Genomic DNA, 18,690 nt, shown 5'->3' on the forward strand with positions numbered 1-18,690 from the left:
AAAGCAGCGTTGTGATGCCGCCGACGATAATGTTTAGACTATTTCTGAGCGGAACCGTTCAACTCTTAAGCTGTCCTGGTCTCTAACAAGCTCGGGATCTTACCGAAAATCACACCTAATAAGCCCCAGACTAAACATAAAACGATGTATGAAGTCACGCCTGATGGGAAGCTCATGACACCGTCACTTAATGCCGCACCGCCAATATAAGACAGCGGCCCACCGGTTGCGCCCAAGGAAAAGCCCAGCCAAGGTTTTGTTAAGAAACGACTCATCACTTCAACCAGTGCTAACGCAAATATGGCCCACAACAAAATAAACCACAGCGGTAACCAAGCCAATTGCGCAAAGCTTAAGATCCCGGTTGCGACTAATAACGAGTCAACACTGATACCTAAAATGGTAGCCGCCAATACCAAATAACGCGCCTTCATTGACGGCAGTTGCCAAAGACCATAAAGCAAATAAGCTAAAACCGGCCAAAAAGCCAATTGCTGAAAATAGACCAGTAAAAACCAACTTAACTCAAAGCCAATTAAGACTCGCCAATTTAATTTAACCTTAACGCTGCTCATGATTGCTTCATCTTGGCTGCCAACTTACAGCGTAAACCGTAAGGCAACACACTCAGCGTTTTTAATAAATAGGCTAAGCGTCTTGGAAAACGCAGCCGTAAATTTCCCGCTTCGATGCCATCAAAAATACGTTTAGCTGCGGCGGCCACAGGCATTAAGAAAGGCATCTGAAAATCATTTTTTTGCGTTAATGGCGTATCAATAAAGCCGGGTTCAATCAAACAAATATGGATGCCGCTATGAGATAAATCGACGCGTAAACTATCAACAAAATAGCTGACCGCAGCTTTACTGGCACCGTAGGCTTCTGAACGAGTAAAAGGAAAAAAATGTGCCATTGAACTAACAATCGCTAAAGTATTGCCGGCTTTTAAGCGTGGTAATAACAGCTTAGTACTGCTAACAACAGCCTGAAAATTAATGGCAAAAGTTCGTGCAAACGCATCTAAATCGAGATCATTAGCCTCGACATATTCGCAATTCCCGGCATTTAACAGCACCACATCAAAATGAAGTGTTGCCGGTAAACTGGCTTGCCATTCTTGCATTGCTGCATAATCTGTTAAATCTAAGCTGACAGGGATAATTTTTTCAGGATGTTCAGCAGCCAGTGCCGCTAACTTATCTTCTGAGCGAGCCACCGCGTAAACCGTCCAGCCCTGCTGTGCATAATAGCTTGCGGTTTCGCGCCCGATACCTGAGCTAGCGCCGGTAATAAGAATTGTTGCAGACATATTCACTCCTGTTATGTCGCTGAGCTCACTCACGCATTAGCTTCTGTAAGCAAGGCCAAATAAATAGTAAGCGAGCAAAAAAGATATAACTTGTACGTAAAGGAATTAGAACAGTTCAGTGTGGCAGTAGAAGGGATAAGCGAAACGAAAAAATTAAAGCAAACAATTAACAGCCATTAAGCGTATAAATCAACACCTAGCATGGCTTGAACTTCGCTGCGGCGTTGTTCGTTTTGCAAACTTTGATACGCAGCAACCGCGCGTTCGTTGCGTTGTTCCGTGTTATCGCGAAAAGATTGGCGGTTAGTTTGCGCTTCCCGCTCGCTATCTAATCGCTCCACCGCATCACGCTCAAAACGAATACCCGCCGTTTCTTTAACCACACTCTCCCGCTCTGGCTGCACCGTACGACTCGGCTGTGGCCGATTCGTTGCCGGATTTAGCAAGCTACTAGGATTAATGTTGTTACTGGCGTTGATGCTCATGCAAGATCTTAGCTATTGGAAAGTGCTCTAATTATAGACAAGTAATCAACCAACAAGCCAGTAACTTTTGCAAACAGTGATATTAATATGCATCTGCAAGCTAGCGACTTCAAGCTAACGTCTCTGAGTATGGTCAGACCTGTACCGGAGTGCGGTCTGACCAGTCTTTGGTAATGTGAGTGTGGTTAGGGGTTAACGGCCGGGCAGTTTTTGCCAAGTGACTTCGTCTCGCACATAAACCGGTTCGGCCTGCTCTGCTGCAACAAAGTGGCCCTGTTGCCATGCCTGATCAGCAAAAGGCAGCATGTATTGTGCTGAGGGATATAAAATATCTTTGGCCACGCTGGCTGAAAGTATGCCTTGTAGCTGGCTCTGATAGGTTTGCCAGCCGGTGCCGACGGCCATTACCTCAGTGTCAAAATTTAAAGCGGTTATCGCTGCGGGTAAGGCGCTAGGCTTTGCCGCCACTTCAGCGCTAATCGCCTGCATCAAACCCTGCTCATCACGAGCATAGACAGCCAAATAGACCTCGGCCATCCGCGCATCAATTGCAGCAATAACGTGTTGAGCATTTTTTAACTGCGCAGCAGCTTGTGCCATCGCCGCCAAAGTCGAAACGCCATATACCGGTACATCGACGCCAAAGGCTAAACCTTGTGCGACCGACACGCCAATCCTTACGCCAGTAAAACTCCCAGGGCCACGACCAAATACGATACCATTTAGCTGATTCAGGTTAACACCGGCCTCAGCCAATAATTGCTGCACCATAGGTAGAATACGTTTGCTGTGTTGTTGCGGGCATACTTCGTCTAGGGTCAGTATTTTGCCATTGTGACTTAACGCGACGGAACACGCTTCGGTAGAAGTATCTAACGCTAAAAAATTCATGAGTTTCCTTGTTGCTGCTCTTTTAAACCTTGCATCTCTTTTAAAAACTGACTGGCCGCGCCGAGATCACGCGTTCGCCGCATCGGTGGCAAGCTTTTTAAAAAGGTCGCCCCATAGGGTTTAGTCACCAACCGATTATCGCAAATCACCAGCACACCGCGATCGGTTACATCACGGATCAGTCGGCCGACCCCTTGTTTTAAGGTAATCACCGCTTGCGGTAATTGTACCTCAGCAAAAGGATCTTTACCGCGCATCGCACAATCTTCCACCCTCGCTTGTAACAACGGATCATCTGGCGAGGCAAAGGGTAGCTTGTCGATAATGACACAACTTAAGGTATCACCACGTACATCAACGCCTTCCCAAAAACTGCCGGTACCCAGCAGCACCGCATTTTCTAATTTAACAAATTGTTCTAACAATAAACGTTTACCGGTAGAGCCTTGAATAAGCACCGGCTGGCGAATTTGTTCAGGTAAGGCTTTCGCCATCATCTGTAACATACGATGGCTGGTAAATAAGAAAAAACAACGCCCGTTATTAGCGGTAATTAGCTCAATTGCCATAGTTAATAAAGCATGCATCATTGCAGGCTCGTGCGGCTCTGGCATAAATCGCGGCACACAGAGCAGCGCTTGTTGCGCATAATCAAACGGGCTTTCGAGTAACAGGGTATCTGCCCCCGTCAAGCCCATTTGTTGTTGATAATGGGCAAAGCCTTCATCTACCGATAGCGTGGCTGACGTAAAAATCCAGCTGCGCTGCTCAGCAAACACTAGCTTGTTAAATTTATCGGCAATACTCAGTGGCGTTAAATGCAAACCAACATGCAATTTGCTGGTTTCGAACCAAAGACTCACCCCCGTTTGTTCAACCTGCAGCAATTTTTGCAGTTGGCTTTTAAGCTGTGCTAAACGCTCGTAGCAATTATCCAAGGTTTGGCTGCGGCCTAAGCTACTTTTAACAATCTGGTACAACATATCTAGCGCATCGTTTATGCGGGTGATCGCCGTTTGCATAGCCGGGTTTTGATAAGCTTGCCGCCAATTGCCACGCGCGGGATCTGTGGCAAATTGCAGCCGCCAATCGCGAGTCAGGCTGGCCACTTTATCTGCAGCCTTGCTTAGCTGCATGACATCTTTTAGCTCTGCCTTACCGACTAACTCAATGTCTTTACACAGATCTTGTAAAATACGGCTAGAGAAATGTTCGCCAAAATACTCACTGGCGATATCAGGGATCTGATGCGCTTCATCAAAGATCACCACTTCCATTTCTGGCAACAACTCACCAAAGCCAGTATCTTTTAAGGCTAAGTCAGCAAAAAATAAGTGATGATTCACTACCACTAAATCGGCGGCCTGTGCCTCTTTGCGCGCCTTTAATAAGTGGCACTCTTCATAAACGGGGCAGTCTTTACCCAAGCAGTTATCGGTAGTACTGGTTACATAGGGTAAGGCTTTGGAGTCTTCGGCAATATAGGTTAATTCGCCGATGTCACCGCTGTGCGTCTCCGCAGACCATTTTTTGATTAAGCTTAAATCGGCGATCAATTGCGGATCAGCTACCGGAATATGCTGATAATGCTGCTCTAAACGAAACAAACACAGGTAATTTGAGCGGCCTTTAAGTAAAGCCGTTTTAACCGGTAACGCTAACGCTTGAAGTACGGTTGGCAGATCACGAAAGTACAATTGCTCTTGCAGGTTTTTCGTTCCGGTTGATAACACCACTTTTTTACCTGACAGTAACGCAGGCACTAAATACGCATAGGTTTTACCGGTACCCGTCCCGGCTTCTACCACCAAGGCACCGTCTTTTTGAATGGTTTGTTCAACAGCGGTTGCCATTTCCAGTTGCGCAGCGCGAGGTTTAAAGCCTGCAATATGCTGCGCGAGTATACCGTTTTCAGCAAAGGCTTTGGCAGATTTAACGGCCATAGGTTATCCAGATGAAAACGGGCAAATTGCAATAGCTCACTGGCACTCCACAAAGGCTTGATTAGCTTAAACGCAGGCTTTGAAACGCTAACGTAACCGCTGCATAAGATGTATTACTGGCTATTATGCCTTGTTCAGCTAAAAAATCAGACAAAAATATCTAAATGCCCGTCTTTATCAACATGCTGATCTTCTTCGGGAGTGGTGTAAGGGGCGGCAGGATAATCATCAGCGAGGCCGGTTTTATAACCAAAACGGCGTAAAATAAGGTACTTTTGCTCTTCGCGCTTGAGGGGCTCAAGGCGTGCCTCTTTAAAAACAGGCAGCACCGTTTTCGGGTCCGGCTCAATCGGCGTTCCCGGAATACGTTGTATAAATGGCATAAAAGCATCCATTTTTGCCTCCTGTCCGTAACTCAAATGTTATTTGGGTTTTATATTATTATATCGGCGGAAAATCGCATCACTTTAATGCTATGAGTGCAATGCATGCCTATACAACCTGACCACAATTTAAACAAATGGTTTAATTTTTAAAAACGCGACTCTGCAACTGTTTAGCTTAAAAAAACGCAGAATCAGATTATGCTATTGATTTTGATGAATTTACATTAAATTACCCGTTGGATTACTTGAAAAAAAGCGCTTGCGAAAAACAGTCTGCTGCAGTAACTTGTATAGCATAGCATTTTGGATAAATTTACAGCATGAATAGTTTAACAGTAACATTGCATCACCATCATATAACCTAGCCTTACCGCTTAGGTGGAGGGCTGTTGTCTGGGCCTCCGGTGCATCTTGTTACTCGCAACCCCGCAGGCCTAAGCCACGGGGTTTTTTGTTTTTAATTACAGTTTTTAATTTTCGGAGTGACCAATGAGTCCAGCCATTGAAAGTAAACGTCTTCGCATCGGTATGCAAAAATCAGGTCGTCTGTCGATTGAATCACAAGCACTGCTAAGCAGCTGTGGTTTAAAAATTAATCTACGTGAACAACGCTTAATTGCTCATGTTGAAAATATGCCGATTGATATTTTACGGGTGCGAGATGATGACATCCCAGGCTTAGTAATGGATGGCGTCTGTGATCTAGGCATTATCGGCGAAAACGTATTAGAAGAAGTGTCACTGCAACGGCAAATCGACAACGAAAGCGCGGACTATGAAGTGCTAGCCCGCTTAGATTTCGGCGGTTGCCGCTTATCAATTGCCGTACCACAAGAAGAGCAATACCAAGGCGTTAGCAGCCTTGAAGGCAAAACCATTGCAACTACTTACCCACGTTTACTGACGCGCTATTTAAAACAGCAAGGCGTGAATGCCCGCGTAGTGATGTTAACCGGTTCAGTTGAAGTGGCACCACGGGCCGGTTTAGCTGATGCGATTTGTGACCTCGTTTCTACCGGCGCGACTTTAGAAGCTAATGGTTTAAAAGAAGCCGAAGTGATCTACCGCAGTAAAGCCGTGCTGATCCAACGCAAAGGTTTAGCTGATGCTCAGCACCAGAAACTGATTGCTAAGTTAATGCCACGCATTCAAGGCGTGATGCAAGCCAACGAAAGCAAATACATCATGCTGCACGCCCCGCGCGCTAAGTTAGATGAAGTGATCGCGTTATTACCTGGTGCAGAAAATCCAACCTTACTGCCACTCGCCGGCAATAACGATATGGTGGCACTGCATGTGGTCAGCAGCGAAACGCTGTTCTGGGAAACCATGGAACAACTTAAAGTGTTGGGCGCCAGCTCAATCTTAGTATTACCTATTGAAAAGATGATGGAGTAATCGATGCAACGCTTTAACTGGAGTCAACTTGATCAAGCTGGCCAACAAGCGGCCTTGGCCAGACCGGCCCTGCCTGATTCAGCCAGCCTTGCACCCAAAGTACGCGAGATCATTGCGGCGGTGCGAGCAGAAGGTGATGCTGCCTTACGTCGTTTTAGTCAGCAATTTGATCAGCTTACCGATAACCCATTGGCGTTAAGTGCCACCTTGCAACAGCAGTTGTTAAGCCAATTACAACCTGAGCGCAAAGCCGCTATTGAATTAGCCTATGACAATATTCGCAAGTTTCATGCGGCGCAATTACCGCGGGATATCGAAGTTGAAACCAGTGTTGGCGTAATGTGTCAGCTAAAAAGTCGCCCGATTGGCAGTGTCGGCCTGTATATTCCTGGCGGTAGTGCGCCATTACCTTCTACGGTGTTAATGCTGGGTGTTCCGGCGCAATTAGCTGGCTGCCCGCGTGCAGTCTTGGTCACGCCACCGGGTAAACCCTTGGCGACCGATATTGCACCCGAGATTATTTATGCCGCTAACCTTTGTGGCATTACCGAAATTTATACCATTGGCGGGGCTCAAGCTGTGGCGGCGCTGGCTTACGGTACAGAGACGATTGCCAAAGTGGATAAAATTTTTGGCCCGGGTAATCGCTATGTCACTGAAGCGAAACAGCAAGTAAGCCAAGATGCCAAAGGCGCGATGATTGATATGCCAGCCGGCCCGTCTGAGGTGCTCGTGCTGGCCGATGCTCAGGCTAACCCAGAGTTTGTCGCAGCAGACTTACTGTCGCAGGCGGAACATGGCCCTGATTCACAGGTGATTTTAGTTAGCGATAGCGCAAGTTTGCTGGATGCTGTAGAGCAAGCCCTCAGCGTGCAATTAGCCGCCCTTCCGCGCCGTGATATTGCCGCACAAGCGCTAGCACACAGCCGAGCCATCTTAACAGCCGACTTAGACAGCGCCATTAGTGTGACCAATGCCTATGCGCCAGAGCACTTAATTGTGCAAACAGAGCAAGCCGAGCTACTCACTGAGCGCTTTACCAGCGCAGCCAGTATTTTTGTTGGCGCTTGGACGCCCGAATCCGCTGGGGATTACGCCAGTGGCACTAACCATGTATTACCCACTTATGGCTATAGCCGCACCGTCTCAAGCTTGTCGATGACCGATTTTTACCGCCGCTTTACCGTGCAGCAATTATCTGCCACTGGGATGCGAAATATTGGCCCCGCCATTGTCACCCTGGCTGAAGCCGAAAGTTTAGAAGCGCACGCCAATGCGGTACGGTTACGCTTGGCCAGTTTATTAAAGGAGACTGAAAATGTCTAAGGTACACCCGCTGGCCCGTGATGCCGTAAAAGCTATCGTGCCTTATGCTTCTGCCCGCAGCTCGATGAGTGGCGGTGCGGTGTGGCTTAATGCCAATGAAAACGCGCTAGCGCCCGCTTATCAGTTAGATGGCACCTTTAATCGCTATCCGTCTTGTCAGCCAAAAGCGGTAATTGATGGTTACGCTGCGTATGCAGGATTAACTGCCGAGCAAGTATTGGTAAGCCGTGGCGCAGATGAAGGCATTGAGCTGCTGATCCGAAGCTTCTGCGAGCCAAAGCAAGATAGCATTACAATTTGCCCACCGACCTATGGCATGTATGCCATCAGCGCCGAGAGCAATCAAACGTCGGTGAATAAAGTACTGTTAAAAGATAATGAGCGTTTAGATTTACCCGGCATTTTCGCTACCTCGCCAAAGCTTGTGTTTATTTGTAGCCCCAATAACCCAACCGGTGATCTCATTCCTCGTGAAGATATTATCGCCGTGTTAGAGCACTTTAAAGATCAAGCCTTAGTGGTGGTCGATGAAGCCTACATTGAATTTGCACCAGAGGCGTCTGTGGTGTCGCTACTGAGCCGTTATCCGCACTTGGTGATCTTGCGCACGCTATCTAAAGCCTTTGGTTTAGCGGGCTTACGTTGTGGTTTTACGTTGGCTGCACCTGAAATTATCAACGCCCTGAAAAAAATGATTGCGCCCTACCCAATTGCCGAGCCGGTGGCACAAATTGCTGCGCAAGCCTTATCGCCCGCTGGTATCGCGCAAATGCAACAGAGCGTAGCCACCATTAACGCTTTACGTGATGACTTTATCAAGCTTGCCGCAAGCTTACCGGGCATTAATAAAGTCTGGCCAAGCAATGCTAACTATGTGCTGTTGCAAGTAAGCGATGCCGCAGCCTGTGTTAATGCGCTGATTGCAGAAGATATCTTGATCCGCAACCAATCTAGCCAACTGGGTTTATCGCAGGTGGTGCGGGTATCCATTGGCAGTCCTGCAGAAATGCAGCGCTTAGCCGGCGCAATGCAACGTTATTTCCAACCTAATCAGAGAGAAACCGCATGAGTGGCCAACCTATTTTATTTATCGATCGTGACGGCACCATGGTAGAAGAGCCGCCAATAGACAAGCAGCTCGATAGCCTTGAAAAATTGGCCTACGAGCCAGGCTTAGTGCCGGCGCTATTAAAACTGCAAGCGGCGGGTTATCGCTTAGTGATGGTGACCAATCAAGATGGTTTAGGCACCGACAGCTTTCCGCGCGATACCTTTGATGCGCCGCATGACAAAATGATGCAACTGTTAACCTCGCAAGGTATTCAGTTTGATGATGTGCTAATTTGCCCACATTTTGAGCGTGATAACTGCAGTTGCCGCAAACCGAAATTGGGTTTAGTCAAAGACTACCTGCAACAAGGTAAAATCGATTTTACCAATTCTTATGTGATTGGCGATCGGCTAACCGACGTGCAACTCGCTGAAAACATGGGATTACCGGCTTTTCAGTATCAACGTGACAGCTTAGGCTGGGCCGAAATTACTAAACGTTTATTAAGCCGTGGCCGCAGCGCGACTGTGGTGCGTACCACCCGCGAAACCGATATTAAAGTGACGGTCGATTTAGATAGCAGTGGTAATAACCTGTTCAGCACTGGCGTAGGTTTTTTTGATCATATGCTGGAGCAAATTGCCACCCACGGCGGTTTCTCACTACAAGTTGAAGTAAAAGGCGATTTGCATATTGACGATCACCACAGTGTCGAAGATACCGCGCTGGCCTTAGGCCAAGCTTTAAAGCAGGCGCTGGGCAACAAACGCGGTATTAACCGTTTTGGTTTTGTGCTGCCGATGGACGAGTGCCGCGCCGAGTGCATTTTAGATTTATCGGGTCGGCCGCTGTTTGTGTTTAACGGCGAGCTGGGCGAAGGTGCGGTGGGCGGTTTAACACTGGAGATGGTGCCACACTTTTTCCGCTCAATAAGCGATGCCATGTTGATGTCTTTGCACTTGAGCATTACCGAAGGTAATAAGCACCATAAAGTAGAAGGCTTATTTAAAGCCTTTGGCCGGGCGCTACGCCAAGCCATCACCGTATCGGGTGAAGCCTTACCAAGCTCAAAAGGAGTGTTGTAATGAGTTTGGTGATTGTTGATACCGGCTGTGCCAACATCAGCTCAGTGTATTTTGCGGTAAAACGCTTAGGCGTTGAGCCTGTAATAAGCCGTGATGCCGCGGTGATCCGTGATGCCTCGCGGGTGATCTTACCGGGCGTTGGTACCGCAAAAGCGGCCATGCATAATTTAGCCGAGCGCGAGCTTATAGGTACCTTACAAAGCCTAACGCAGCCGATGCTGGGTATTTGTTTGGGCATGCAAATGCTCACCGCCCACAGTATGGAAGGTGATGTAGCCTGTTTAGGATTAATTCCAGGCGAAGTGGCACCGCTTAATGCTGCCGGTTCACGCTTACCGCATATGGGCTGGAATACCTTGCATCAGATCAGTAAGCACCCCATTTTGGCCGGCTTTACTGAACAAGATTATCTGTATTTTGTGCACAGCTTTGCAGTGGTGCCGAGCGAATATAGCTTAGCACAATGCCACTATGGCTCTGACTTTGCCGCGGTTATTGGCAAAGATAATGTGGTCGGTGCGCAATTTCACCCTGAGCGCTCAGGTAAAGTGGGCGCGCGATTATTACAAAACTTTCTGGAGTGGCAGTTGTGATTATTCCGGCGATAGATTTAATTGACGGCACTGTCGTGCGTTTATACCAAGGCGCTTACGATAAAACCACCGAGTACACTTTCAGCCCCTTTACGCTTCGCGATAGCTATGCCAAAGCCGGTTCCCCGCTACTGCATGTGGTTGACCTCTCGGGTGCCAAAGATGCCAGCAAGCGGCAAATTGCCCTGTTAACCAAGCTAATGACCGACTCGCCATTGCAAATTCAAGTCGGTGGTGGTGTGCGCAGCGAGCAAGATGTGATGGATTTACTCGCCGCCGGTGCTAGCCGCGTGGTCATTGGTAGCTTAGCAATTCGGGAGCCTGAGTTGGTTCAAGGCTGGATCCGCAAATACGGCGGTGAGCGCATTGTGTTAGCCTTAGATGTGGCCATTAATGCCCAAGGCGAAAAAACCTTACCCAGCCACGGTTGGATTGAAGAGTCTGGCGTAACACTAGAGCAAGTGTTAGACGGTTATATTACCGCCGGTGCCAAGCATGTACTGTGTACCGATATCAGTAAAGACGGCACCTTAACTGGCGCTAATGTGGCGTTATACCGTGAGCTGAGCAGTAAGTACCCAACGCTGGCTTGGCAAGCGTCTGGCGGCATCGGTTCATTAGCCGATATCCAGGCGTTAATTGGCTCGGGTGTTGCGGGAGTGATCCTAGGTCGCTCGCTGTTAGAAGGTAAGTTTACGCTTGAGGAGGCCATTGCATGCTGGCAAAACGCTTAATTCCTTGTTTGGATGTGCGCGATGGCAAGGTAGTCAAGGGCGTGCAGTTTCGAAACCATGAAATTATTGGTGATATTGTGCCATTGGCCCAGCGCTATGCCGAAGCCGGCGCAGATGAATTGGTATTTTACGATATCACGGCGTCCAGTGATGGCCGGGTGGTTGATAAGAGCTGGGTGCGCCGCATTGCTGAGGTAATAGATATTCCCTTTTGTGTGGCCGGTGGCATTAAATCGGTGGCAGATGCCGGCAAAATTTTGGAGATGGGCGCCGATAAAGTGTCGATTAACAGCCCTGCCCTGACTAACCCGCAGTTAATTGCCGAGCTTAACCAAACCTATGGGCAGCAGTGTGTGGTCATTGGTATTGATAGCTTTTTTGATGTGGCGTCGGGCCAATATCAGGTATATCAATTTACCGGCGATGAGAGCCGCACCCAAAAAACACAGTGGTTAACTCGCGACTGGGTAACTGAGGTGCAGCGCTTGGGTGCCGGTGAGATTGTGCTGAACTGCATGAATCAGGATGGGGTGCGGCAAGGTTACGATTTGGCGCAGCTGAAAACCATTCGGGATCTGTGCAAGGTGCCGTTGATCGCCAGTGGTGGTGCCGGTGCAATGCAGCATTTTACCGAGGTGTTTCAACAAGCCGATGTGGATGGGGCCTTAGCGGCCAGTGTCTTCCACAAGGGTATTATTCAGATCAGCGAGCTAAAAGCGAAGTTACTTGCCGATGGTATTAGTATACGACCTTAAAAGGAAAGCCATAAAACCCACGCAAGCACCACGTACATTTTTTCTGTGACACGCCGTGAAGCTTTCTCGGGGCTAGATTGTGAATATCATTCATGATATTCGCCCATTTGGACAGCAAGGCTGGCCCAAAGGGCAAACTTTTGGATTGAAGTTTGTCACACTACAGGAAAATATTTACGGCGTCTTTGCGTGCTGTATTCATATGAAACGGACTAGAGATAACTCTAATAGACGTATCGCTCTTGCATAGCTCAGGGCTTTTTCTGAGCTGAGGAGCGAAACACTGATACTGCTAAGCAAAGCGTCTTTGGCATGGATGCCAAAGAGGAGCCTACAGGGAAGTATTCACGGCGGCTTTGCGTGCAGTATCAGTGTGAAGCGTGGAAGTGTTTACAGCGGTTTTGCGCACAATGACCATGTGAAGCGTACTAGAAATAACGCTAATGCTACATGGCAAAATACACATTCGAACGTGAGAATTACATGATGAACCAACAACAGATTGAACAACTGAGCTGGCCTGAAAATCAGTTACTGCCCGCCATAGTGCAGCATGCCATCTCGGGTAAAGTGCTGATGCAAGGGTATATGAATCCAGCAGCACTGTCTCACACCCTTGCAAGCAACACGGTTACCTTTTTCAGTCGCAGTAAACAGCGGTTGTGGACCAAAGGTGAAAGCTCAGGTAACACCCTAAGCCTGGTCAGCATTGACAAAGACTGCGATGCCGACAGCTTACTAATTATGGCGCTGCCGGCAGGCCCTACTTGCCACGAAGGCACCGAAACCTGCTGGCATGATAATAACGCCAACAGCCCACAACTGAGCTTTTTGTATGACTTAGAGCAAGTGATTGCCAGCCGCGAAGGTGCCGATCCGAAAAGCAGCTATACCGCCAGTTTATTTGCCCGTGGCGTAAAACGCATTGCGCAAAAAGTGGGGGAAGAAGGTGTAGAGTCAGCCCTTGCGGCCATGGCAGGTGATAAAGAAGAGCTGGCAAACGAAGCAGCAGATTTAATCTTCCACCTACTTGTTTTGCTGCGCAGTCAAAAATTAGCACTTAATGATGTCATTAAAGTGCTACAAGATCGTCATAAATAACAATACGCTAGCGATTTTACTGGGCTGAAAACGTTTTATACTGCGCGATTCAGCCTTTCTCATGACAACGTTAGTGCAAAATATATGCTATTCTTAACAATGACGTTTTGGCTTAAAGACCATGGGTAGCTGGACGTTGGGGTGATTTAGCGCTTGCTGCAACAACGCTAAATCACAACTTGAGTTAACGCCTGACAAATAATGGATTAATTGGCATGGGCAAATTTAAAGCAGACATCAAATTTGATGTCCAAAATCTAAACCCTTTGCTGGCGTCGTGGCAGTTTTCAGCCAGTAATCAAGCACCGGATGCGCAACAGTCTGTTCTAAAAACCTTAGACCTCAACCTGCTAAATAGCATTTTTGAGAACTTTCAAAAAGCCTTAGGCGTGTCAATCGCGCTGATTGATTTACATGGTAAAGTCGTCTCTTCATCTAACTGGCAACGCGTTTGTATGCAGTTTCATCGTCAGCACCCTGCTAGCCTTAAAAATTGCATTAACTCTGATACGACTCTCGCCAACGAAGCCATAAAACAGCAAGATTATGCCACTTATGCGTGTTTAAATGGCTTAATTGACTGTGCAGCGCCAGTAAAGATACTCAATAAGCACGTAGCTAATCTTTATATTGGTCAATTCTTTATAAAAAAACCGGATTTAAATTTTTTTAAACAGCAAGCAAAAGCACTTAGTTTTGATGAAGATAGCTATTTAAAAGCGATTGCCGAAGTCCCTATTATCCCGGAATCAAAAATTGAAGCGATGATGAAGCTGATCGCTTTTCTGGCAGAACAAGTCGCAGAGCTAAGCCATAGCAATTATAAAGCCGATCGCATGCTGCAAATTGTCGAGCAACAAGTAAAAAATCGAACGCACGAATTAGAAATGCAAAACCAGATCCTCAGTATGATCAGTCATGGTTCAGCATTGTCAGATGTTTTAATACAACTTGTTCGACAAATTGAAGCCCAATATCCTGAAATATTATGCTCGGTAATGTTACTCGATGAAGCGGAGTATTGTTTGCGCGTGGCCGCCGCCCCTTCGTTACCTCAAGCGTTTAATGATGCTATTGATGGATTAACACCTGGCCCTGATGTTGGATCTTGCGGCAGTGCGGCTTATAGTGGCCAAGCCGTTATAGCTGAGGATTTATTACAGCATCCTCATTGGCAAACCTATCGCGAATTAGTGTTATTGAACGAGTTAAGAGCCTGTTGGTCAATTCCGATAAAAAATGCCCAAGGTAAAGTGTTAGGCGCATTTGGCTTTTATCAAAAAGAACCCGGCTTACCCTCGGCTGAGTTTAGCAGCAAGATGTCTATTTTCAGTAACTTAGCTGAGCTTGCCATTTCCCGCTCGCTCTCAGCTGCACATATTCATAAAATGGCGTTTTATGATCATCTGACCGGTTTAGCCAATCGCCGCTTATTAGACGATCGCCTACAACTGGCTTTTAAACAAAGCAAGCGCAGCAACAGCTTTGGTGCTTTATTATTTATCGATTTGAATCATTTCAAGCCAGTGAACGATCGCTTTGGCCATAAAGTGGGCGACTTACTACTGATTGAAGTAGCGAATCGGCTAACAAATCAAGTACGAGAAGTCGATACGGTTGCTCGCTTAGGGGGTGATGAGTTTGTGATCGTGTTGTGCGATTTAGACTGTGATGCCGATAAAGCAAAAACGCTGGCACAACAACTGGCCGAAAAAATCAGTGCAGCTTTGGCACAGCCGCATGTATTTACCGAAACACTTGCTATGGAACATTATTGCACGGGTAGTATTGGCGCTAACTTATTTCATGGCGCACTTCACAACAGTTCAGACGTATTGCGGCAAGCAGACATGGCAATGTACCAAGCTAAGCAGCAGGCTAAAGCCATCAGCTGGTTTGAATCTCGTTAATGCCTACTTACTTAACAAAAGTGTAACGGTGTATGTCTACGGCTTGACAAGCCTGAGCCATGCACCGACTATAGCGTTGCAACCTCGTTATCCTCATTAATTCAATAAGACTAAGAGATTTTATGAAAAAGTCATTACTTGTACTGGCACTGGCCAGCGGTTTCGCTATGGCAGATGAAGGCATGTGGATGCCGCAACAGCTGCCCAATATTGCCACTGAATTAAAAGCAGCTGGCCTTGAATTAGATCCAGCCAACTTGACGAAATTAACCGAATTCCCAATGGGCGCTATCGTCAGTTTAGGTGGCTGTTCGGCGTCTTTCGTTTCGCCACAGGGGTTAGTAGCCACTAACCATCACTGTGTTTACAACAGCATCGCGCACAACTCTACTGCAGAGAATGACTTACTCAGAAATGGTTTTTTAGCCAAAACTTTAGCCGAAGAAGTGCCGGCCGCACCGGGTAGCCGTATCTATGTCACTAAGGCGGTTGATAACGTCACTAACAAAGTGATTGATGCCAGTACCGCCAAATTATCTGGTAAAAAGCGTGTAGACGCGATTGAAGCCAATCAAAAAGCCATCGTTGCGGAATGTGAGCAGGATGCGGGGCATCGCTGTTCTGTAGCGGCTTATTACGGCAGCTTAGAATATTATTTAATTAAGCAATTAGAAATTAAAGATGTGCGTTTAGTCCACGCCCCTGCCGAAGGTGTCGGTAAATTTGGTGGCGACACCGATAATTGGATGTGGCCACGCCATACCGGTGATTATGGCTTTCTGCGGGCTTATGTTAGCCCTGAAGGGAAATCAGCCGATTTCCATGCGGACAACGTGCCTTACACCCCAGATTTTCACTTGAAATTAGCGAAAGAAGGCTTAAAAGAAGGCGATTTTGTGATGGCATTAGGCTATCCGGGGCGCACGAACCGCCATCGCTTACCTTCTGAAGTGGCGGACACCTTTGAGTGGAGCTATCCGAACACCGTTAGTCAATTTGCTGAAACACTGGACATTATTGGCCGCGAAACAGCAGATGACCGTGATGCAGCATTAAAATATGCCAGCCGAGTGGCAGGTTTGAATAACTACATGAAAAATCGCCAAGGCATGCTTGATAGCTATGCACAAAGCGATTTTCTAGCGCGTAAACAAGCTGAACATCAAGCATTGACCGCTTGGGTTAACAGCAATAACGCCAACAAAAAAGCCTATGCCAAAGATCTGGCTAATATCGAAAAACTGTTAAAAGAGCAGCAGCAACAAGGCCGCGATAATTATTTACTGAATAATGCGAGCCCTCGCTTACTTGGCACAGCCCGCAGTTTGTACCGCTTGGCGCAAGAAAGCACTAAGCCCGATGCGGAACGAAAAGCAGGTTTCCAAGCACGTGATTTACCGCGCTTTAAAGCCTTTATCGCCGGTATGGATCGCTCTTTTGATGTGCGTGTAGAAAAAGCGTTAGATCTGCAAAGCTTAACTAAGTATGTTGCTTTACCGAAAAAACAACGCAATGCCGACTTCGACAAAGCGATGGGCATCAAAGATAATATGGATCAAGCCGCTTTAGTGGCACTGATTGATAGCTGGTATGCCGCTACTGTATTAACGGATGCAGCACAGCGCGCGGCCCTGCTCGAAAGCACACCCGCACAATTTGCTACTAGCAACGATCCTTTTGTTAAAGCCGCAGTGGCACTGTACAAAACTGATCGTTCAAAAGAAGCGGAGCAAGAAGAGCTAGGTGGCAAGATCCAACAAGCTTATGCCAGTTACATGCGCGCGAAAATTGCCTTTATGCAATCACAAGGTAAAGCCGTTTACCCTGATGCCAACAGCACTCTGCGTGTCACTTACGGTAATGTTACCGGTCGGGCTCACGGTAATGAAGATGGTAACGCTTGGACCGCATTCACCACCCTGCGCGGTATTACTCAAAAAGCGACCGGCGAAGGTGAATTTAATGCACCACAAAATCAACTTGATGCCATTAAAGCCAAAAACTATGGCCCTTACGCAGTTGATAGCATGAATTCAGTTCCGGTGAACTACCTTGCCACCTTGGATATTACTGGCGGTAACTCAGGCTCGGCCGTGTTAAATGGTAAAGGTGAGTTTGTGGGGTTAGCCTTCGATGGTACGCTAGATTCTATTATCTCTGATTGGGATTTTAACCTAGCGAACACGCGCTCAATCCAAGTCGATTTACGCTTTATGTTATGGCAGATGCAAGTTGTCGATAAAGCCGATAACCTGTTAAAAGAACTAGGTGTAAACTAAACCACTCCCCCAAGTCGGTTGACACTGGCTTGGGGTTTTCATCTTGCACTTTATGCTTTTTCCGCCAACAACTGCACTGCTAATTTAACAAAATCAGATGACGTTAAAATACCAAGTAGTTTATTGTCGCCAGAGACCACTGGCAAACAACCATGCCGATTACTGACAAAAAATGCCGCCACATCAGTTAAGCTTTGATCGGGTGTGACGGTGGCAAAATCGGTTAACATTAATGTCGCTACACCTAACTGTTGTTCTTTATGATCTAGCGCCGCCGCACCGTATTTCGCCAAAAGATTAATTACGGCACCAATCAACACTTTTTGCGTTAACATGCCAATTAAGAAACCCTCGTTATCAATCACCGGTATATGCCGGATATTTTTTAACCGCATCAACTCATGCGCGTCTTTCAAGGTGGCGCTGCGTTGCAGTGATAGCGGATCTGGGGTCATTAAATCAGTGACAGTTTGCATACTCATCGTTACTCCTTATTCGCAGTAGCATAGCGCAACAGGATGCACTGTGCTTGCCCTACCCTTTAGTTATAACGAATAAAAGCCGTTACTGCTTAGGTACAGATCAACTTTTTATGATTTTAAGGGTTTAAAAACCCAACTTAGCTCGCTGTAGCAGATTTACTGCTTAAGGTGCTACCTAACGAAGCACTGATCACTAATAAAATGGCGAGCCATTGCGTTAAGCTGAGTAACTCGGCTAAAAACAAGAAACCCGCTAAAGCCGCAATAGCCGGCTCTAAGCTCATCAAAACACTAAAGGTTTGCGCAGGTAGTTTTTTTAATGCCACCATTTCTAAACTATAAGGTATGGCACTGGATAACGCTGCCACGCCAATCGCTAATGGGATCACCTGCCAACTGAGTAAACTCTGCCCAGCAGAAAAGAGGCCCAGCGGCAACAGAAAGCTCGCGGCTACAGCCATCCCCAAGGCAACCGTGACACCCCCTGAGGCTAAGCTGCCAGCACGTTGCCCAAATAAGATATAACCCGCCCAACAAGCTCCCGCCCCCAGCGCCAGCGCAACACCGACGGGATCTAAGGCATCAACCGAGCGCATATCGGGTAACAGCAATACTATCCCCGCGATGGTTAGTGCAACCCACAATAGATCACTGCGTTTTCTTGAAGAGAATAACGCCACCGCCAGTGGGCCGGTGAACTCTAACGCCACACCTATACCCAATGGAATGCGCGCTATGGCTAAATAGAATAATAAATTCATGCCTCCTAAACAGACGCCATAGATAAAAACGGCTCGCCAATTGCGACCGACGGGTAAATGTCGCCAAGGTCGAAACACTAACCACAACATTAAAGCAGAAAAACCGATACGCAGACCGGTCGTACCTGTTGGGCCAATTAGAGGAAATAATTGCTTGGCTAATGACGCACCGGATTGGATCGTCAACATCGCCATCACCAC

At 47.2% G+C, this 18,690-nt stretch carries 18 protein-coding genes; 10 read left to right on the top strand and 8 right to left on the bottom strand.

Translation table 11 applies throughout. From position 1 onward, the window contains the following. Window positions 1-65: 65 nt before the first annotated feature. The 6 genes from ORJ01_RS02500 to ORJ01_RS02525 all read right to left on the bottom strand — a co-directional run bounded on the left by ORJ01_RS02500 (window position 66) and on the right by ORJ01_RS02525 (window position 5,023). Window positions 66-575 (bottom strand): DUF2878 domain-containing protein, encoded by a 510-nt coding sequence (locus ORJ01_RS02500; protein ID WP_306176868.1) that lies wholly within the window; start codon window positions 573-575, stop codon window positions 66-68. Further along, a complete protein-coding gene (locus ORJ01_RS02505) occupies window positions 572-1,309 on the bottom strand; it encodes an SDR family oxidoreductase (RefSeq protein ID WP_306176869.1) in 738 nt (245 codons plus the stop codon). Before ORJ01_RS02505 ends, ORJ01_RS02500 begins: the two co-directional genes overlap by 4 nt. Before the next feature lie 176 nt (window positions 1,310-1,485). Next, window positions 1,486-1,794, bottom strand: coding sequence for a hypothetical protein (locus ORJ01_RS02510; protein ID WP_226749880.1), 309 nt, complete (start codon window positions 1,792-1,794; stop codon window positions 1,486-1,488). Between the two features lie 192 nt (window positions 1,795-1,986). Further along, window positions 1,987-2,685: a tRNA (adenosine(37)-N6)-threonylcarbamoyltransferase complex dimerization subunit type 1 TsaB gene (gene tsaB, locus ORJ01_RS02515; RefSeq protein ID WP_306176870.1), complete on the bottom strand. Its 699-nt coding sequence runs from the start codon at window positions 2,683-2,685 to the stop codon at window positions 1,987-1,989. Continuing rightward, window positions 2,682-4,628, bottom strand: a complete 1,947-nt coding sequence (locus tag ORJ01_RS02520; protein WP_306176871.1) for an ATP-dependent DNA helicase — start codon at window positions 4,626-4,628, stop codon at window positions 2,682-2,684. Before ORJ01_RS02520 ends, tsaB begins: the two co-directional genes overlap by 4 nt. Window positions 4,629-4,774: 146 nt before the next feature. Further along, window positions 4,775-5,023, bottom strand: coding sequence for a hypothetical protein (locus tag ORJ01_RS02525; RefSeq protein WP_226749877.1), 249 nt, complete (start codon window positions 5,021-5,023; stop codon window positions 4,775-4,777). 480 nt (window positions 5,024-5,503) lie between these two features. Between ORJ01_RS02525 and hisG the strand changes: the two genes are divergently transcribed. The 10 genes from hisG (at window position 5,504) to ORJ01_RS02575 (ending at window position 17,246) form a co-directional block, all read left to right on the top strand. After that, window positions 5,504-6,412, top strand: a complete 909-nt coding sequence (hisG, locus tag ORJ01_RS02530; RefSeq protein WP_226749876.1) for an ATP phosphoribosyltransferase — start codon at window positions 5,504-5,506, stop codon at window positions 6,410-6,412. A gap of 3 nt (window positions 6,413-6,415) precedes the next feature. Further along, window positions 6,416-7,738: a histidinol dehydrogenase gene (gene hisD / locus ORJ01_RS02535; protein ID WP_306176872.1), complete on the top strand. Its 1,323-nt coding sequence runs from the start codon at window positions 6,416-6,418 to the stop codon at window positions 7,736-7,738. After that, window positions 7,731-8,807: a histidinol-phosphate transaminase gene (hisC, locus tag ORJ01_RS02540; protein WP_306176873.1), complete on the top strand. Its 1,077-nt coding sequence runs from the start codon at window positions 7,731-7,733 to the stop codon at window positions 8,805-8,807. The genes hisD and hisC overlap by 8 nt, the downstream gene beginning before the upstream one ends. Beyond that, on the top strand, window positions 8,804-9,874 hold the full coding sequence (gene hisB, locus ORJ01_RS02545) for a bifunctional histidinol-phosphatase/imidazoleglycerol-phosphate dehydratase HisB (RefSeq protein ID WP_306176874.1): 1,071 nt from the start codon (window positions 8,804-8,806) through the stop codon (window positions 9,872-9,874). Before hisC ends, hisB begins: the two co-directional genes overlap by 4 nt. Continuing rightward, entirely contained in the window at window positions 9,874-10,467 is a 594-nt protein-coding gene (hisH, locus tag ORJ01_RS02550; RefSeq protein WP_306176875.1) for an imidazole glycerol phosphate synthase subunit HisH, read from the top strand. The genes hisB and hisH overlap by 1 nt, the downstream gene beginning before the upstream one ends. Continuing rightward, entirely contained in the window at window positions 10,464-11,201 is a 738-nt protein-coding gene (hisA, locus tag ORJ01_RS02555) for a 1-(5-phosphoribosyl)-5-[(5-phosphoribosylamino)methylideneamino]imidazole-4-carboxamide isomerase (RefSeq protein WP_226749871.1), read from the top strand. The genes hisH and hisA overlap by 4 nt, the downstream gene beginning before the upstream one ends. Then, on the top strand, window positions 11,183-11,956 hold the full coding sequence (gene hisF / locus ORJ01_RS02560; RefSeq protein ID WP_229584993.1) for an imidazole glycerol phosphate synthase subunit HisF: 774 nt from the start codon (window positions 11,183-11,185) through the stop codon (window positions 11,954-11,956). The genes hisA and hisF overlap by 19 nt, the downstream gene beginning before the upstream one ends. Window positions 11,957-12,442: 486 nt before the next feature. Then, window positions 12,443-13,057 (top strand): bifunctional phosphoribosyl-AMP cyclohydrolase/phosphoribosyl-ATP diphosphatase HisIE, encoded by a 615-nt coding sequence (gene hisIE, locus ORJ01_RS02565; RefSeq protein ID WP_306177515.1) that lies wholly within the window; start codon window positions 12,443-12,445, stop codon window positions 13,055-13,057. A gap of 215 nt (window positions 13,058-13,272) precedes the next feature. Continuing rightward, window positions 13,273-14,967, top strand: a complete 1,695-nt coding sequence (locus tag ORJ01_RS02570) for a PocR ligand-binding domain-containing protein (protein WP_306176876.1) — start codon at window positions 13,273-13,275, stop codon at window positions 14,965-14,967. A 122-nt stretch (window positions 14,968-15,089) separates the two neighbouring features. Continuing rightward, window positions 15,090-17,246 carry a S46 family peptidase gene (locus ORJ01_RS02575; RefSeq protein ID WP_306176877.1) on the top strand — a complete coding sequence of 719 codons (2,157 nt, stop codon included), beginning with the start codon at window positions 15,090-15,092 and terminating at the stop codon, window positions 17,244-17,246. Between the two features lie 50 nt (window positions 17,247-17,296). On the opposite strand, the gene ORJ01_RS02580 is transcribed toward ORJ01_RS02575, so the two are convergent. Continuing rightward, a complete protein-coding gene (locus ORJ01_RS02580) occupies window positions 17,297-17,728 on the bottom strand; it encodes an HPP family protein (protein ID WP_306176878.1) in 432 nt (143 codons plus the stop codon). Between the two features lie 137 nt (window positions 17,729-17,865). After that, window positions 17,866-18,684, bottom strand: a complete 819-nt coding sequence (locus tag ORJ01_RS02585) for an EamA family transporter (RefSeq protein WP_306177516.1) — start codon at window positions 18,682-18,684, stop codon at window positions 17,866-17,868. Window positions 18,685-18,690 lie beyond the last annotated feature (6 nt).

Source organism: Alishewanella sp. SMS8 (genome assembly GCF_030737935.1).
In the GTDB taxonomy this organism is placed as follows: Bacteria; Pseudomonadota; Gammaproteobacteria; order Enterobacterales; family Alteromonadaceae; genus Alishewanella; species Alishewanella maricola.